This window comes from Streptomyces sp. NPDC051822 (assembly GCF_044452745.1).
Lineage (GTDB): Bacteria > Actinomycetota > Actinomycetes > Streptomycetales > Streptomycetaceae > Streptomyces.
Map to the genome: position 1 here is coordinate 827,196 of NZ_JBITBZ010000002.1, position 17,299 is coordinate 844,494.

General features: G+C 72.1%; 12 protein-coding genes. 10 read left to right on the forward strand and 2 right to left on the reverse strand.

The annotated features are described in order from the left end of the window. The first annotated feature begins 5 nt into the window (after positions 1 to 5). The 6 genes from ACIA8N_RS09540 to ACIA8N_RS09565 all read left to right on the forward strand — a co-directional run bounded on the left by ACIA8N_RS09540 (position 6) and on the right by ACIA8N_RS09565 (position 8,872). The gene (locus ACIA8N_RS09540; RefSeq protein WP_365780436.1) at positions 6 to 1,022 is read left to right on the forward strand and encodes an agmatine deiminase family protein; all 1,017 of its coding nucleotides are present in this window, start codon (positions 6 to 8) and stop codon (positions 1,020 to 1,022) included. A 29-nt stretch (positions 1,023 to 1,051) separates the two neighbouring features. Further along, a complete protein-coding gene (locus ACIA8N_RS09545; RefSeq protein ID WP_365780437.1) occupies positions 1,052 to 1,681 on the forward strand; it encodes a TetR/AcrR family transcriptional regulator in 630 nt (209 codons plus the stop codon). A gap of 75 nt (positions 1,682 to 1,756) precedes the next feature. Further along, a complete protein-coding gene (locus tag ACIA8N_RS09550) occupies positions 1,757 to 3,085 on the forward strand; it encodes an MFS transporter (protein ID WP_365780438.1) in 1,329 nt (442 codons plus the stop codon). Between the two features lie 282 nt (positions 3,086 to 3,367). Then, the gene (cimA, locus tag ACIA8N_RS09555; RefSeq protein ID WP_365780439.1) at positions 3,368 to 4,999 is read left to right on the forward strand and encodes a citramalate synthase; all 1,632 of its coding nucleotides are present in this window, start codon (positions 3,368 to 3,370) and stop codon (positions 4,997 to 4,999) included. A 118-nt stretch (positions 5,000 to 5,117) separates the two neighbouring features. Then, entirely contained in the window at positions 5,118 to 7,466 is a 2,349-nt protein-coding gene (locus tag ACIA8N_RS09560; RefSeq protein ID WP_365780440.1) for a glycoside hydrolase family 3 protein, read from the forward strand. Positions 7,467 to 7,525: 59 nt separating this feature from the next. After that, positions 7,526 to 8,872, forward strand: coding sequence for a hypothetical protein (locus tag ACIA8N_RS09565; protein ID WP_365780441.1), 1,347 nt, complete (start codon positions 7,526 to 7,528; stop codon positions 8,870 to 8,872). Between the two features lie 15 nt (positions 8,873 to 8,887). On the opposite strand, the gene dnaN is transcribed toward ACIA8N_RS09565, so the two are convergent. Next, positions 8,888 to 10,006 (reverse strand): DNA polymerase III subunit beta, encoded by a 1,119-nt coding sequence (gene dnaN / locus ACIA8N_RS09570; RefSeq protein WP_365780442.1) that lies wholly within the window; start codon positions 10,004 to 10,006, stop codon positions 8,888 to 8,890. Positions 10,007 to 10,179: 173 nt separating this feature from the next. Here dnaN and ACIA8N_RS09575 point away from each other — a divergent pair, with 173 nt between their 5' ends. Together ACIA8N_RS09575 and ACIA8N_RS09580 are read left to right on the forward strand one after the other, a co-directional pair. Beyond that, on the forward strand, positions 10,180 to 10,620 hold the full coding sequence (locus tag ACIA8N_RS09575; protein ID WP_365780443.1) for a DUF4267 domain-containing protein: 441 nt from the start codon (positions 10,180 to 10,182) through the stop codon (positions 10,618 to 10,620). Positions 10,621 to 10,667: 47 nt separating this feature from the next. Next, positions 10,668 to 11,816, forward strand: a complete 1,149-nt coding sequence (locus ACIA8N_RS09580) for a serine hydrolase domain-containing protein (RefSeq protein ID WP_365780444.1) — start codon at positions 10,668 to 10,670, stop codon at positions 11,814 to 11,816. Positions 11,817 to 11,900: 84 nt separating this feature from the next. On the opposite strand, the gene ACIA8N_RS09585 is transcribed toward ACIA8N_RS09580, so the two are convergent. Then, positions 11,901 to 12,512, reverse strand: coding sequence for a YceI family protein (locus ACIA8N_RS09585; RefSeq protein WP_365780445.1), 612 nt, complete (start codon positions 12,510 to 12,512; stop codon positions 11,901 to 11,903). Between the two features lie 171 nt (positions 12,513 to 12,683). On the opposite strand from ACIA8N_RS09585, the gene ACIA8N_RS09590 reads away from it, so the two are divergent. Both ACIA8N_RS09590 and ACIA8N_RS09595 read left to right on the forward strand, forming a co-directional pair. Further along, positions 12,684 to 13,193, forward strand: a complete 510-nt coding sequence (locus ACIA8N_RS09590; RefSeq protein WP_365780446.1) for a hypothetical protein — start codon at positions 12,684 to 12,686, stop codon at positions 13,191 to 13,193. A 131-nt stretch (positions 13,194 to 13,324) separates the two neighbouring features. After that, positions 13,325 to 17,212, forward strand: coding sequence for an endo-alpha-N-acetylgalactosaminidase family protein (locus ACIA8N_RS09595; protein WP_365780447.1), 3,888 nt, complete (start codon positions 13,325 to 13,327; stop codon positions 17,210 to 17,212). The last annotated feature ends 87 nt before the right edge of the window (positions 17,213 to 17,299 follow it).

Sequence of the window (17,299 nt, forward strand, 5' to 3'; positions counted from 1 at the left end):
TGTCGATGAGCTACCGCATGCCCGCCGAGTGGATGCCGCACGAGCGCACCTGGATGGCCTGGCCCAGCACCAACCCCACCTTCACCAACGCGGACGAACTCGCCGAGGCCCGCGCCGCCTGGGCGTCGGTGGCCCGCGCCGTACGCCGCTTCGAGCCGGTGACGATGGTGGTCGCCCCCGGCGACGCCGCGTCGGCCGCCGCGCTGCTCGGCCCGGAGATCGAGCTCGTCGAGCGGGACCTCGACGACGCCTGGATGCGGGACATCGGCCCGACGTTCGTCACGAACGGAACCGAACTGGCCGCCGTGGACTGGGTGTTCAACGGCTGGGGCGCCCAGGACTGGGCCCGCTGGGAGCACGACTCCAAGATCGCCCGCCATGTCGCCGACCTCGCGCAGGTCCCCGTACTCGCCTCCTCCCTCGTCAACGAGGGCGGCGCGATCCACGTCGACGGCGAGGGCACCGTCCTGCTCACCGACACCGTGCAGCTCGGCTCGGGCCGCAACCCCGAGTGGACCCGCGAGCAGGTCGAGAACGAGATCCACGCCAAGCTCGGCACCACCAAGGCGATCTGGCTCCCCAACGGCCTCTCCGGCGACTACGGCCTCTTCGGCACCCAGGGCCACGTCGACATCGTCGCCGCCTTCGCCCGCCCCGGCACGGTCCTCGTCCACAGCCAGCAGAACCCGGCCCACCCCGACTACGAGCGGTCCCGGATGTACGTGAACATCCTGCGCGGCCAGACCGACGCGCAGGGCCGCCCCCTGGAGGTCGTCGAGATCCCGGCCCCCACCGTCCTCAAGGACGAGGGGGGCGACTGGGTCGACTACTCGTACATCAACCACTACCTGTGCAACGACGGCGTGGTCCTCTGCGCCTTCGACGACCCCCACGACGAACTGGCGGCCGAGATCTTCCGCCGCCTCTTCCCGGAGCGCGAGGTCGTCCTCGTCGACGCCCGGACGATCTTCGCGGGCGGCGGCGGCATCCACTGCATCACCCAGCAGCAGCCGAAGGTCTGAGCCCGCCGGGCATGCGGTAGAACGTACGAGTGAGTCAGAGCAGCAGCCCGCCGCCCCATCCCCGCCGCCGCAACCAGGCCGCACCGCCCCGCGAGGAGCTTCTCGCCGCGGCCATGGACACCATCGCCGAGCGCGGGCTCGACGGGCTCACCATGGCCGGGCTCGGGCGGCAGGTGGGGATGAGCAGCGGGCACCTGCTCTACTACTTCCGCACCAAGGACGAGCTGCTGCTCCAGACCCTGGAGTGGAGCGAGGGGCGCCTCGGGGCCGAGCGCAGCGCGCTGCTCTCCCGGCCGGGGAGCGTGCGCGAGCGGCTCGACGGCTACGTCGACGTGTACGTGCCCGACGGGCCGCGCGACCCGCACTGGACCCTCTGGCTGGAGGTCTGGAACCGGTCGCAGAACGCCGACGACGACGCCCGCGCGCGCCAGGCCGCCATCGAGGGGGCCTGGCACCGGGACCTCGTCGCGATCCTCGCCGAGGGCGTCTCGCGGGGCGAGTTCCGGGCGGTCGACCCGGACCGGTTCGCCACCCGGATGCGCGCCCTGCTCGACGGCTTCAGCGTGCACGTCGCCGTCGGCATCCCGGGCACGGGAAGAGAGCAAGTCCTGCGCCACGTAAGGGAGTTCATCGACCAGGATCTGGTGCCGCGACCGTAACGCACGCAAGTAGACCTGATCGTTGTGGGCTGCGGCCTTGTTGCGGGCGCGTGATCTCCGGCACGGTTTTGGACCATGGGACGAGATCAGTGGAAGAAGATCTGGGTCGGATCCGCGGGCAACATGGTCGAGTGGTTCGACTGGTTCGTGTACGCGAGCTTCGCCACCTACTTCGCGGGAGCGTTCTTCCCCGAGAGCAACGACACCGCCAGACTCATGAACACCGCCGGCATCTTCGCGGTCGGTTTCTTCATGCGGCCCGTCGGCGGCTGGCTCCTCGGCCGGGTCGGTGACCGCAGGGGGCGCAAGGCGGCCCTCACCCTCACCGTCACCCTGATGTCCGCCTCCGCCCTCCTCATCGCGGTCGCGCCCACCTACTCCGTCGCCGGCTACGGCGGCGCCGCCGTCCTCCTGGTCGCCCGCCTGCTCCAGGGCCTCTCCGTCGGCGGCGAGTACGCCGCCAGCGCCACCTACCTCACCGAGGCCTCGGACCCGAAGCACCGCGGCTTCGCCTCCAGCTTCCAGTACGTGTCGATGACCGCGGGCCAGATCCTGGGCCTCGGCCTGCTGCTCATCCTCCAGCAGACCCTGTCCAGCGAGGCCCTGCACAGCTGGGGCTGGCGCATCCCCTTCGTCATCGGCGCCCTCGGCGCGGCCGTCGTCTTCTACCTCCGCCGCACCATGCTGGAGACCGAGGTGTACGAGGAGAGCGCCGACGCCGGCGTCGCGGGCGACCAGAAGGGCACCCTCAAGGCCCTCTGGGCGCACAGGCGCGAGGCCTTCCTCGTCATCGCGCTCACCATGGGCGGGACCGTGGCGTACTACACGTACACCACCTACCTCACCAAGTACCTGTCCAACTCCGCCGGGCTGCCCAAGCAGACCGCGACCCTGGTCTCCTTCTGCGCCCTGATCGTCTTCGCCTGCCTCCAGCCGCTGGCCGGGCGCCTCTCGGACCGGATCGGCCGCCGACCGCTGCTGATCACCTTCGCGGTCGGCTCCACCCTCCTCACCGTGCCGATCATGACGATGCTGAAGCACGCGGGCTCCTTCTGGCCGGCCCTCGGCCTCTCCCTCCTCGCGCTCGTCGTCATCACCGGCTACACCTCCATCAACGCCTGCGTGAAGGCCGAGCTCTTCCCCACCGGCATCCGCGCCCTCGGCGTCGCCCTGCCGTACGCGATCGCCAACGCCCTCTTCGGCGGCACCGCCGAGTACGTGGCCCTCTGGTTCAAGGACGCCGGCATCGAGTCGGGCTTCTTCTGGTACGTGGCGGGCTGCGCGGCCGTCTCCCTGGTCGTCTACCTCACGATGCGGGAGACCCGGGACATCGACCTGGGCCGGGTCGGGACGGGCGAGGCCGCCGTGCCGGGGCAGAAGCGGGACCAGCTGCCCGTATCGTGAGACCGGCGTCCCGCCCGCGTTCCACCTGTGTCAGACTTCCGGCGTGCTTGCTACCACGATGATTATCGGCAGCAGCGCGCCGGTCCGCAGTGGCCACTGAACCGCGGCACGACCCCCGCGGCAGTGGACACCGTGCCTCAGACCCGCGCGCAGACCTCTCGCACCCGCGAGGGGTTTTTTCGTTTTCCGGCCCCACCCATGCCGGAAGCGGACGACGCGTGAGAATGGGGGCAAGTGGATCCAGACCTTCCGGAGCCACATCCGACAGGAGCCATCACAGTCATGACCACGGAGAACGGCGAGAGCTCGCGCCTCGGCGACAGCCACGTCGACGACAGCTTCCATGTCTTCGACACGACACTGCGCGACGGGGCGCAGCGTGAAGGCATCAACCTCACCGTCGCGGACAAGCTGACCATCGCCCGGCACCTCGACGAGTTCGGTGTGGGCTTCATCGAGGGCGGCTGGCCCGGCGCCAACCCGCGCGACACGGAGTTCTTCGCCCGCGCCACCCAGGAGATCGCGTTCAAGAACGCGCAGCTCGTGGCCTTCGGCGCCACCCGCAGGGCCGGCGGCAAGGCCGCCGAGGACCCGCAGGTCAAGGCCCTCCTGGACTCCGGCGCCCCGGTCGTCACCCTCGTCGCCAAGTCCCACGACCGGCACGTCGAACTGGCCCTGCGGACCACCCTCGACGAGAACCTGGAGATGGTCCGCGACACCGTCGCCCACCTGTGCTCCCAGGGCCGCCGCGTCTTCGTCGACTGTGAGCACTTCTTCGACGGCTACAAGGCCAACCCCGACTACGCCAAGGCCGTCGTCCGCGCCGCGCACGAGGCCGGCGCCGACGTCGTCATCCTCTGCGACACCAACGGCGGCATGCTCCCGGCCCAGGTCCAGGCCGTCGTCGCCACCGTCCTCGCCGACACCGGCGCCCGCCTCGGCATCCACGCCCAGGACGACACCGGCTGCGCCGTCGCCAACACCCTCGCCGCCGTCGACGCCGGCGCCACCCACGTCCAGTGCACCGCCAACGGCTACGGCGAGCGGGTCGGCAACGCCAACCTCTTCCCCGTCGTCGCGGCCCTGGAACTCAAGTACGGCAAGAAGGTGCTGCCAGACGGCGCCCTCGCCGAGATGACCCGGATCTCGCACGCCATCGCCGAGGTCGTCAACCTGACGCCCTCCACCCACCAGCCCTACGTCGGCGTCTCCGCCTTCGCCCACAAGGCCGGACTCCACGCCTCCGCGATCAAGGTCGACCCGGACCTCTACCAGCACATCGACCCCGAGCTGGTCGGCAACACCATGCGGATGCTCGTCTCCGACATGGCCGGGCGCGCCTCCATCGAGCTCAAGGGCAAGGAGCTCGGCGTCGACCTGGGCGGTGACCGCGAGCTCATCGCCCGCGTCGTCGAGCGGGTCAAGGAGCGCGAGCTCCAGGGCTACACGTACGAGGCCGCCGACGCCTCCTTCGAGCTGCTCCTGCGCGAGGAGGTCGAGGGCCGGGCCCGCCGCTACTTCCGTACGGAGTCCTGGCGCGCGATCGTCGAGGACCGCCCCGACGGCACCCACGCCAACGAGGCCACCGTCAAGCTGTGGGCCAAGGGCGAGCGGATCGTCGCCACCGCCGAGGGCAACGGCCCGGTCAACGCGCTCGACCGCGCGATGCGGCTCGCCCTGGAGCGGATCTACCCGCAGCTCGCCAAGTTCGAGCTGGTCGACTACAAGGTCCGCATCCTGGAGGGCCGCCACGGCACCGAGTCCACGACCCGGGTGCTGATCACCACCAGCGACGGCAACGGCGAGTGGTCGACGGTCGGCGTCGGCGAGAACGTCATCGCCGCCTCCTGGCAGGCCCTGGAGGACGCCTTCACGTACGGAGTCCTGCGGGCCGGGGTAGACCCCGCCGAGTAGCCGCCGGGCGTCCCGCCGAGCAGCGCGCGTCGTCCGGCCGAGCAGCCGAGCGTCGCCCCGTCGAGTAGCCGCGCGTCGTACCGACCCTCCGGGGTCGGTACGACCCAGCATGTCCGGTATGAATGGTCATACGTTCCGTGCGGCGCGGACGGGCATGGCGGCGGCCGTCGCATCCGGCGCCGTCCTCGCCGGATGCCTCACCGCGACTGCCACAGCCACGGCGACGGAGGCCGGATCCTCGACCACGTGGCCCCCGGACCCGGTACGCGTCACCGCCGCCCCGGTCACCACGGTGGCCGAGGGGGCCACGGCCCGCGTCCGCCTCACCGTCGACTCCGCCCGCCCGCTGACGCACCCGGTGACGGTCGGCTGGACGACGGCCGCGGCCGCCCCCGCCACCGCGGCGGGACCGGGCGGCCGGACGGACGCATCGACGCGCGCCCCTCGCGCCGGGGCCGCGGCCCCCGGCCGGGACTACCGGGCGGCCTCCGGCACGGTGACCTTCCCCGCCGGAAGCAGACCAGGGGCCACGCGCACCCTTGAGGTCGCCACCCTTCGCGACCGCGTGCCCGAGGCGGCCGAGGCCGTGCCGGTCACGCTCGACGTCACCGGTGCCACCGCGCCCGAGCGCGCCCCGCTGGTCGTCGTGGACGCGCACGGACTGCCCTACCTCGACCCGGCGCGCCCCGTCCGGGAACGGGTCGCCGACCTCCTCGGGCGGATGACGCTCGCCGAGAAGGCCGGCCAGATGACCCAGGCCGGCCGCAACGCCCTCGCCGCCCACGAGGACATCACCTCCTACGCCCTCGGCTCGGTGATCTACGAGGCCGAGGCCGACGGCTCGCCGGCGCAGACCCCCGAGGCCTGGCGGAAGGTGACGGACACCTACCAGTGGTACGCCCGCGCCACCCGCCTCCAGATCCCGCTGCTCCTGGCCACCGACGCCGTGCACGGCCACTCCTTCGTCAAGGGCGCTACGGTCATGCCCCACAACATCGGGCTCGGCGCCACCCGAGACCCCGCGCTCGTCGAGCGGCTCGCCGCGATCACCGCCGAGGAGACGAGGGCGACCGGGATCGCCTGGAACTTCGCGCCCTGTGTGTGCGTCGTGCGGGATGTGCGCTGGGGCCGTACGTACGAGTCCTTCGGCGAGGACCCGGAGCTCGTGGCGGCCATGGCGGTCGCCGTACGGGGCCTCCAGGGCGCCGCCGACGGCCGTGACCTCGCCCGCAACGACAAGGTCCTCGCCACCGCCAAGCACTTCGTCGGGGACGGCGGTACCGCCTACGGCTCCGGTCGCCCCCCGTACGCCATCGACCAGGGCGTCACCCGGATCGACCGGGGCGAGCTGGAGAAGGTGCACATCCCACCCTTCCGGCGGGCGATCGGACTCGGGGCGGGCGCCGTGATGCCCTCGTTCTCTTCGCTCGACCTGACCGGCGAGCGCAGCGGGCCGGTGAAGATGCACGCGTACGGCGAGATGATCAGCGGGCTGCTGAAGAGCGAGCTCGGGTTCCGGGGGATCGTCGTCAGCGACTGGGAGGCCGTCGACCAGATGCCGGGCGACGCGGTCACCGACGTACGTGACGCGGTCAACGCCGGCATCGACATGAACATGGCCCCGCTCACGTACAAGGAGTTCGGCCGGATCGTCGCCGACGAGGTCGCCGCCGGCCGGATCCCCCTCGCCCGGATCGACGACGCGGCCGGCCGCGTACTGGAGCAGAAGTTCCGCCTCGGCCTCTTCGAGAAGCCGTACGCCGACACCACCCACCTCGCCGGGATCGGCTCCCCCGAACACCGGGCGGCGGCCCGCGAGGCCGTCGCCCGGTCGCAGGTGCTGCTGAAGAACAGCGGGGGCGTGCTGCCGCTGCGCACCGGGCAGCGGCTGTACGTCGCCGGGTCCAACGCGGACGACCTGGCCAACCAGGCAGGTGGCTGGACCGTCGGCTGGCAGGGCGCCGGGGGGCGGGAGATCCAGGGCACCACCGTTCTGGACGGCATCCGGAGGGCGGACCCGCGGGCGCACGTCACCTACTCCGAGGACGCCTCGGCGCCGACCACCGGGCACGACGTGGGCGTGGTCGTCGTCGGCGAGACACCGTACGCGGAAGGGATCGGTGACGTCGGCGTCAACGGCCACGACCTGGAACTGTCCGCGGACGACAAGAAGGCCGTCGACCGGGTCTGCGCGGCGATGCGGTGCGCGGTCCTGGTCGTCTCCGGACGTCCGCAGCTCGTCGGCGACCGGCTCGCGGGGATCGACGCGCTGGTCGCCTCCTGGCTGCCGGGCAGCGAGGGCGACGGCGTCGCCGACGTGCTCTACGGCCGGCGGGCCTTCACCGGACGCCTCCCGGTCACCTGGCCGAGGTCGGCCCAGCAGCTGCCCCTGAACGCGGGCGACCACGGCTACGACCCGCAGTTCCGCTACGGCTGGGGCCTCACCACCCGGGTCGGCGCGAGTTGACCGCACAACAGTCTGACCGGAAGGTCTGAATATGCCCGTTTAGGGGTACTCCAGGTGGTATGAGGACGAGGATTCCGATGCTGTCGGCCGTGGGCGGGCTGCTCCTGCTCCTGCTGATGCTCCTGGCCCTGGCACCCTCCTCGGGCGCCAGGGCTACGGGGATACCCGACGCGGCCGCCGCCCTGAAACAGGGCCCGGTGTACGTCGACCCGGGCGCCGCCAGCCAGCTGTCGAAGACCGACGCGGACGCCCTCGCCCAGAAGATCAAGGACGCGGACAAGCCGCTCTTCGTGGCCGTCCTGCCGGCGAACGCCCAGTTCCCGCCGAACGGCCTCATCGACAACCTGCGCGCCCAGACAGGCGCCGCGGGGTTGTACGCGGTACGTCTCGGTGACCGCTTCGACGCGGGCTCCGACCCCGCCGTGATGTCCCCGGCCGCCGCGCAGAACCTGGCCGCCTCGGTACGTCAGCCCGGCGCCGACGCGGCCACCGAACTCAACGACTTCGTCGACCAGGCCCTGCCCGCCCTGCGCGGCTCCGCCCCCGCCTCCTGGGGCTCCGTCGGCACCGACGAAGGCGTCCCCGTCGCCGGACTCGTCACCCTCGGCGCCGTCGTGGCGGCCGGAGGCGCGAGCGCCTACGCGGTCGTCCGCCGCAACCGGCTCCGCAAGGAGGCCGAGGAGCGGGCCGCGCTCGACAAGCTGCGGGTCGTCGTCGACGAGGACATCACCGCCTTCGGCGAGGAACTCGAACGCCTCGACTTCCGTCCCTCGGAGCCCGGAGCCGACGACACCATGCGCGCCGACTACGAACGCGCCCTCGACGCGTACGACAAGGCCAAGTCCCTGATGGCCTCCGCAGGGCACCCCCACGACGTCCGCGCGGTCACCGAGGCGCTGGAGGACGGGCGCTACTCGCTCGCCGTCCTCTCCGCCCGGCGCGAGTCCCGACCGCTCCCGGAGCGCCGCGCGCCCTGCTTCTTCGACCCGCGCCACGGCCCCTCCGCCGAGGACCGCGCCTGGACCCCGGCCGGCGGCACCGCCCGCCAGGTCCCGGTCTGCGCCGCCGACGCGGCCCGTCTCGACGACGGCCTCGACCCGATGGCCCGCACGGTCGACGCGGACGGCGTCCGCCGCCCCTACTGGGAGGCGGGCCCGGCGTACGGTCCCTGGGCGGGCGGCTACTACGGCGGCGGCATGCTCCCCGGCCTGCTGATGGGCACCGTCCTCGGCTCCATGCTCGCGACCCCGGCCTACGCCTCCGAGTACGGCGGCGGCGACTTCTCCGGTGGTGACTTCGGCTCCGGCGACTTCGGGTCGGGCGACTTCGGCGGCGGCGACTCGGGCGGCTTCGGCGGCGGGGACTTCGGCGGCGGCGGAGGGTTCGACGGCGGGGGCGGCTTCTAAGCACCCCGGCCCGGCTCAGACCAGCGGCTTCACCGACATCAGCAGATGGCGGTGGGCCGCCGAGGGCCCGTCGGTGAGCAGGGCGCGCTGGCCGGGCCCCAGAAGGCGGAAGTGGACCTGAGGGGCGTCCAGGCTGGTGAGGGCGTCCAGGAGGTACCCCGGATTGAAGGCGACCGTCAGGGTGTCCGGATCCGCGTCCCTACCGGTGAAGGCGGCCGGCAGGCGCTGGGAGGCCACGTCGTCCTCGTAGCCCGCCTGGAGGTGGAGCGCGGTGGGGGTGAAGGTCAGCTGCACCGGGCTGTCGCCCTCGGCGACGACCGCGACCCGCTTGACGGCCTCCGTCAGCGGGGCCAGGTCGGTGGCCGCGAGGGCGTGCTCGCCGAGGGCGAAGAGCTTGTCGTGGCGGGGGAGCCGCCCGTCGAGCAGCCGCGTGGTGGTCCGCAGCCCGGCGCTCTCGAAGCCGATCGAGCCGCCGTCGAGGGCGAGCCGGGCCGGACCCGTGCCCGCGAGGGAGCGGGCGATCTCGGTCAGGCGGCGGGCGGGCACGACCACGTCGGCGTCCTGCGGCGTCGGCGCGTCGGCCTCCGGCTTCCACTCCAGGGTGCGGACGGCGTAGCGGTAGCGGTCGGTGGCCGCCAGCGTCATGGTGGTGCCGTCCAGGGCGAGCCGTATTCCGGTCAGTACGGGCAGCGAGTCGTCCCGGCCCGCCGCCACCGCGACCTGCCCGACCGCCGCCGCGAACGCGTCCCCGTCCACCAGGCCGCGGACCTCGGGCAGCGCGGGCGGTGCGGGGTAGTCGTCGAGCGGCAGCAGGGAGAGACCGAAGCGGGCGTCCCCGGAGGTCACCGAGAGACGGGCGCCCTCCACGGCCAGCTCCGTGCGGCCCCGGGGGAGCACCTTGCAGATGTCGAGCAGCCGCCGGCCCAGGACCAGCGCCCGGCCCTCGACGTCCGTGTCGGCCTCGACCTCGACCCGGGCCGACGCCTCGTGGTCGAGGCCGGAGACCCGGAGCCGGCCGTCCGCCGCCTCCAGGAGCAGGCCGCCGAGGACGGGCATGGGGGAGCGGGCCGGCAGGACGCGCGCGGCCCAGGCCACGGCATCGGTCAACACGCCGCTGTCGATACGGAATTCCATGCCGCCGACGCTAGCGGGCAGCACTGACAACGCCGCCGGTCGGCGGTTCCGGGCGTCGGGCGGGCCGATCGGACGAACAACTTTCTAGCACTGCTAGACAATGGAGCGTTGCTTCGTCTAGCGTTGCTATCACTTCCTAGCGCCGCTAGGGCAATCCTGTATCGGGGGAAACCGTGAATCTGCACCGCGTCACCACCGTCCTCTCCATGCTCATCGGTCTCGCCGGCATCTGGTTCGGCGTCAACTTCCTGCTGGACCCCGCCACCGCCGCCTCCGGCTTCGGCACGGCCTCCTGGCCCGAAGGCGACGCCGCCGGATACTTCGTGGTCAAGGCGGCCCGCGACATCGCCACCGGCGCGATCGTCCTCGCCCTCCTCGCGCTCGGCGAACGCCGCCCGCTGGCCTGGGTGATGCTCCTCCTCGCGGTCATCCCCTTCGGTGACGCGACCGCCGTCCTCACCCACGGGGGCGACTACGCCACCGCGCTCGGCGTCCACGCCGCGACCGGCACCGTGATGCTCCTCGTGGCCGGACTGCTCTTCGCGACCAGCTCCCGTGGCGCCCTCCGGGGCCGGAGCGAGTCCGCCCGTACGGGAAGGGAAGCGCGTGTCTGATCGTTCTCTTGGCCAAGACCGACCGCGAACCATGGGGGAGCAGCGCGATGAGTGACGTCCACGGCACGGTGGAGCCCGGATTCGAGTCCGTACGGGAGGAGTTCGCCACGGTGGTGGCGAGCGAGGCCCGTGACGGGGGAGCGCAGCTCGCCGTCCACCACCACGGCCGTCTCGTCGTGGACCTCTGGGGCGGCGACGGGGTCGAAGGGGACTCACTCCTGGGCCTCTACTCGTCCTCCAAGGGCGCCACGGCCCTCGTCACCGCCCTTCTCGTCCAGGAGGGCGCCCTCGACCTGGACCGGGAAGTCGCCTCCTGGTGGCCCGAGTTCGCGGCCGAGGGCAAGGGCGCGCTGACCCTGCGCCAGCTGCTCGCCCACCGTTCCGGCGTGATCGGTGCCGACGGCGGCCTCAGCCCGGCCGAACTCGCCGACGACCGGGCCATCGCCGCGCGGCTCGCCGGGCAGCGCCCCTTCTGGGAGCCGGACACCGGCCACGGCTACCACGCCCTCGTGTTCGGCGCCCTGGTCGGCGAGGTCGTCCTGCGGGCCACCGGCCGGACGGTCCAGGACCTCTTCGAGGAGCGGGTCCGCGCCCCGTACCGGCTCGACTACTACCTGGGCCTGCCCGAGGAGCTCGAACCCCGCTTCCGTACGGCCCTGCCGATGCTTCCCACCCCCGCCGAGCAGGCGTTCCTGGCGGAGAACCCGATCGCGCCGGACAGTCTCATGGCCATCGCGTTCAACTTCCACGCGGACCCGCCGTTCGACATCGTCGGCTACGCCAATTCCCGTACGGTCCGGGCGCGGTCACCGCTCTCCGGCGGTGGCGTCGGCTCGGCGCGCGGCCTCTCCCGGATGTACGCGGCCGTCGCCGGCGAGCTGGACGGGCGGCCTCCGCTCCTGAAGCCGGACATACTCGCCGAGGTGGCCCGCGTCCACTCCTCGGGCACCGATCTGGTGACGGGCGCGGAGAACGTCTTCGGCCTCGGCTTCGTCCCCCTCGGCACCAAGTACCCCGCGCTGTCCCCCGCCGCGATCGGCCACAGCGGCGCCCCCGGCTCCCAGGCCTTCGCCGACCCGGCGACCGGCCTCGCGTACAGCTACACCCGCCGCCGCTTCGGTTTCATGGCGGGCCCGGGCGCGGCCGAGAACGACCGTCTGGTCCCCGCGGTCGTCGAGGCGGCGCGCGGGCTCTGAAACGGCCCGGGGAACGCCGAGCGCCCGCCTTCCGCTGTCGCGGAGGGCGGGCGCGCTCGTGTGTCGTCCGGGGTGGGGCCGGGGTCAGGCGGCGTTCTTGATCGCGGAGATGTCGAAGTTCAGCTTGACCTTGTCGCTGACCATCACGCCGCCGGTCTCCAGGGCCGCGTTCCAGGTCAGGCCCCACGCGGAGCGCAGGATCTCGGCGGAGCCCTCGAAGCCGACGCGCTCGTTGCCGTAGACGTCGGTCGCGGTGCCGTTGAACTCCAGGTCGATGGAGAGCGGCTTGGTGACGTCCTTGATGGTCAGGTCGCCGGTGATCCGGTACTTGTCGCCGCCCAGCTGCTCGGCCGTCGACGAGCGGAAGCTCATCACCGGGAACTGCTCGGCGTCGAAGAAGTCACCGCTGCGCAGGTGGCCGTCGCGGTCGGCGATGCCCGTGTCGATGGAGGCGATCTTGACCTCGATGGAGGCGGCGGACGCGCCCGGGTTCGAGCCGTCAAGGGACAGCGTGCCCTCGTGCTCGGCGAAGCTGCCGCGCACGTTGGTGACCATGGCGTGACGGACGGTGAAGCCGATGCTGCTGTGGGCCGGGTCGATCGTGTAGTCGCCGGTCAGCGCGGCCAGGGCCGGGTCGACGGGGAGGGTGGCGACGGCGGTGGCGGTGTCGTTGCTCTTGCGGGTGAAGATGCCCATGACGTGCTCCTTGGGGGACGAGTCGGTACGAGCGGGGGGATCCGCTGCAAGCTTTGTTGAAGCTTCAACGAGAATGACGATAGCCCTATTCCGTTCAAGTTTCAACATCTCCGGAAGATGTTCACCCGCGCGGCCCCGACGCCCTCTGGCGGACGCGCGTAGAACTCCCCGATGAAGCTCCGCTCCGTCCTCACCGCGCTCGCCCTGGTCCTCGGCGCCCTCTTCGCGCCCGGCGTCGGCGTCCTCACCGGCGCCGGCGACGCCCACGCGGTCACCAAGATCAGCCACGCCACCGCGACCTCGATGTTCCGCAACTCCGGAATCACCTGGTCCTCGTCCGGCGGCTGCTCCGACCGCTACAACTCCACCTGCACGTCCTTCGAGCAGCTCAACCTCGCCACCGCCCAGGGCGCCCAGACCCTCAAGAGCGCCAGCGGCTGCGCCCTCAACATCACCGGCGGCACCGAGACCGGGCACGCGAGCGGCACGTACTCGCACTGGAACGGCTACAAGCTCGACTTCAGCAAGTACACCTGCCTCGGGAACTACATCAAGAACACGTTCACCTACATCGGCGTACGCGGCGACGGCTCCCCGCAGTGGAAGTCCGGCGCGGGCAACATCTACGCCGACGAGGGCAACCACTGGGACGTGACCTTCTACAACTGCGGCGGCTGCTGACCGCCCGACCGTCCCCGAAGGAGCCCCCTCCGGTGGTCACTTGGACTAACCGAAGGGGGTTCTTGGACTGGAGGGCCCCGCGCGGCGCGATCTCGTTGACGGTGCCGCCGGGGCGGGGCCAACTAGTGCGCATGTCCCTCCCCCAATCGCGAAGAATCCGTGCGGCCTGCGCGCTCGCCGTCGCTTCATCCGCCGTGTTCGCCCTGGCCGGGCCCGCCCTCGCCGACGGCGCCACGGCGGCGGAGGCCGCCGCCCTGGAAGCGGCCAGGACGGCGGACGCCACGACGGCGGACGCCGCCGTCACCGCGGATGCCCCGCTACTCACCTCCCCGCAGCTGTCCGTCGCCGTCGCCGAGGACTTCCCCCGCGTCCTCTCGTACACCGACCGCGGCACGGGCGCCCGCCTCCTCGGAAGTACGGCCCCGGTCACCCGGGTCGTCCTCAACGGCACCTCCCGCGCCGTCCAGGCCAAGGGCGCCCCCGTCCTCACGGCCTCCTCCGCCGCGTACACGCTGACCTTCCCCGACCTGCCCGGCGTCGAGATCGACGCGAGCCTGAGCGTCGACGGGCGGACCACCGCCTTCCGGGTGACCGCCGTCCGCGACACCGAGAGCTTCCGGGTCGGCACCCTCGACATACCCGGCCACGACCTGGTCTCCGTCGGCTCCTCCGACGCCGGCGCCGCGACCGCCTTCACCCGGCTCGACCCGGACTCCACCCGTACCGCCGACGTCTTCGCCCAGGTCACCGACGCGACCGCCGTCGAAGCGAACCCGGTGGGGGCGAGCTACGCGATCGTCAACACCGGCCGGCTCGCGGCCGCCGTCGAGTCCAACTCCAGCTACGACAAGCCCTCCGGCGCGTCCGCCCGCGACGGTGCCCGCTTCTGGCACCAGGCCCGCAGGACCGCGACCGAGACCCGCGTCGGCGTCTGGTCCGGCCAGTGGACCCACCGCGGCGAGGGCGCTCCGAAGCCCGCGAGCGGCGACGCCCTTCCCTGGGCCAAGGTCGTCGTCACCCCCGACGCCAACGCCGACGGCACCACCGACTGGCAGGACGGCGCCGTCGCCTTCCGGACGATCGGCGTGAAGGCCCCGGGCAGCGACCAGACGCCGGAGCGGGTGATCGCCCACATCCCCTTCAACTTCGCCTCCCAGGCCACCCACCCCTTCCTGCGCACCCTCGACGACGTCAAGCGGATCTCGCTCTCCACCGACGGGCTCGGCCAGTTCGCACTGCTCAAGGGGTACGGCTCCGAGGGCCACGACTCCGCCCACCCGGACTACGGCGGCAACTACAACAAGCGGGCCGGCGGCCTCGACGACCTCAACGTCCTCCTCAAGGAGGGCAAGAAGTGGGGCGCCGGCTTCGGCGTCCACGTCAACGCCACCGAGTCGTACCCCGAGGCGAAGAACTTCAGCGAGACCCTCGTCGACAAGACCAAGCCCGGCTGGAACTGGCTCAACCAGAGCTACTACATCGACCAGCGCCGCGACATCGGCAGCGGCGACCTCGCCCGCCGCTTCCAGCAGCTCCGAGACGAGACCGACCCCAACCTCTCCACGCTCTACATCGACGTCTACTACACCCACGGCTGGATCGCCGACGAGACGATGCGGGCCGTCCAGGACCAGGGCTGGAACGTCGCCACCGAGTGGTCCGACAAGTTCGAGCGGGCCTCCCTCTGGTCCCACTGGGCCAACGACCTCGACTACGGCGGCGCCACCAACAAGGGCCTCAACTCGCAGATCATCCGCTTCATCCGCAACGGCGAGAAGGACGTCTGGAACAACCACCCGGTCCTCGGCCAGACCGCCCTCGTCGACTTCGAGGGCTGGACCGGCGAGACCGACTGGAACGACTTCACCGCCAACATCTGGCAGCGGAACCTGCCCGCCAAGTACCTCCAGCAGCAGAAGATCACCCGCTGGAACGGCAACGACCTCACCTTCACCGGCGGCGTCCGCGGCACCGTCGAGAACGGCCGCCGCGCCTTCTACGAGAACGGCCGCAAGGTCCTCGACGGCGAGACCTACCTGCTCCCGTGGGCCGGCGGCACCAAGCTCTACCACTACAACAAGACGGGCGGGAAGACGAGTTGGGCCGTGCCCGGCACCGGCTCGTACACCGTCCACAAGCTCACCGACAACGGCCGCACCCAGACCGCGACCGTCCGGCCCGTCAACGGCCGCATCACCCTCGACGCCGTCGCGGGACAGCCGTACGTCCTCTACCGCAGCGCCCCCGTCACCAAGGACCCGCTCTGGGGCCAGGGCACCCCGGTGAAGGACCCCGGCTTCAACGACAACCGGCTCGGCGCCTGGTCGAAGACCGGCACCGTCGCCCGTGACACCGACGCCCAGGGCCGCAACAGCGCGAAGCTCACCGGCACCGCCGCCGCCTCGGTCCACCAGCGGATCACCGGACTCACCCCCGGCGCGCGGTACACCGCTTCCGCCCTGATCGAGGTCCAGGCCGGCGAGACCCGCCCCACCACCCTCTCCGCCGGAGGCCGGTCCGTCACCGTCGAACGCTCCGCGCTCCAGGACCGGGTGGCCGCGTCCGACTGGAACGGCACCCGCTTCCAGCGCGCCAAGGTCACCTTCACCGCCCCCTCCGACGGCACCACCACCCTGAGGATCGAGGCCTCCCCAGGGGCGGCCGCTGTCCGGATCGACGACGTACGGATCGTCGCCAACGCACCCGCCATCAAGGCCGGGACCCTCGTGTACGAGGACTTCGAGGCCGTCGACCAGGGCTGGGGTCCCTTCCTCAAGGGCGACTCCGGCGGCACGACCGACCCGCGCACCCACATCGCCCAGCTCCACGCCCCCTACACCCAGGCCGGCTGGAACGGAAAGCTGGTCGACGACGTCATCGGCGGCGCCGAGTCCCTCAAGTCCCACGACGAGAACAGCGGACTCGTCTACCGCACCGCGCCCTGGACCGTCCCCATGAAGGACGGCCACAGCTACCGCGTGGAGTACGCCTACCAGTCCAGCCACGCGGGCGCGTACGAGTGGGTCACCGGCTACGACCGCGCGAACGGCACCTCCGTGGAGACCCGCCGCACCCCGCTCGGGCAGCAGAGGAGCGACGGGCACTTCTCGGAGACCGTCACCGCCGGCTGCGGTGACACCTGGACCGGCCTGCGCAAGCGCGGGGACGCCCCCGACGGCGCCGACTTCGTCCTCGACGCCTTCACCGTCACCGACCTCGGCCCGGCCGCCGAGCGCGCCGCCTGCGGCACGCTCGCCCTCACCGCGCCCGACACCCTGGAGCCCGGCCGCCCGAACCAGGTCACGGCCACCTTCGGCAACGACGAGACCAACGAGGTCACCGGCGCCCTTGCCGTCCTCACCCTCCCCGAGGGCTGGACCGCCGAACCGGCCGGACCCGTCACCCTCGGCACGGTCGCCACGGGCGGCAAGGCCACCGCCACCTGGCAGGTCACCCCGCCGGTCGACGCGGCCTACCGGCCCTACCCGCTCGGCGCCTCCCTCACGTACGCCGTCGGGGGAGCGGAGCGCAGGCTCAACGCCACCACCACCGCCCGCACGCTGCCCCCGCCGCCCACCGCCGACAGCTGGGCCAGCGACCTGGACTGGACCTCGGCCGCCAACGGCTGGGGACCCGTCGAGCGCGACCTCTCCAACGGCGAGACCGGCACCGGCGACGGCTCCCCGCTGCGCGTCGGGGGAGTGACGTACGCCAAGGGCCTGGGCAGCCACGCCCCCGCGAAGATCCGCTACTACCTGGGCGGGCGCTGCACCTCCTTCACCGCCCAGGTCGGGGTGGACGACGTGCAGACCGTCCGGGGCAGCGTCCAGTTCAGCGTCCTCGCGGACGGCACGGAGAAGGTGAAGTCCCCGGTCCTCAAGGCCACGGACACCGCCTGGTCGCTCACCGCCGACGTCACCGGCGCCTCCTACGTCGACCTCGTCGTCGGCGACGGCGGCGACGGCAACGGCAACGACCACGCCGACTGGGGCGACGCCCGCTTCCACTGCGGAGGCTGATCGTGCGCGGCCCGGAGGAAAGCGCTTCCGCCGGGCCGCGCCGTGCTCATTGATTGCGTCGGAAACAGGGTGTTACACCAGGCGCCA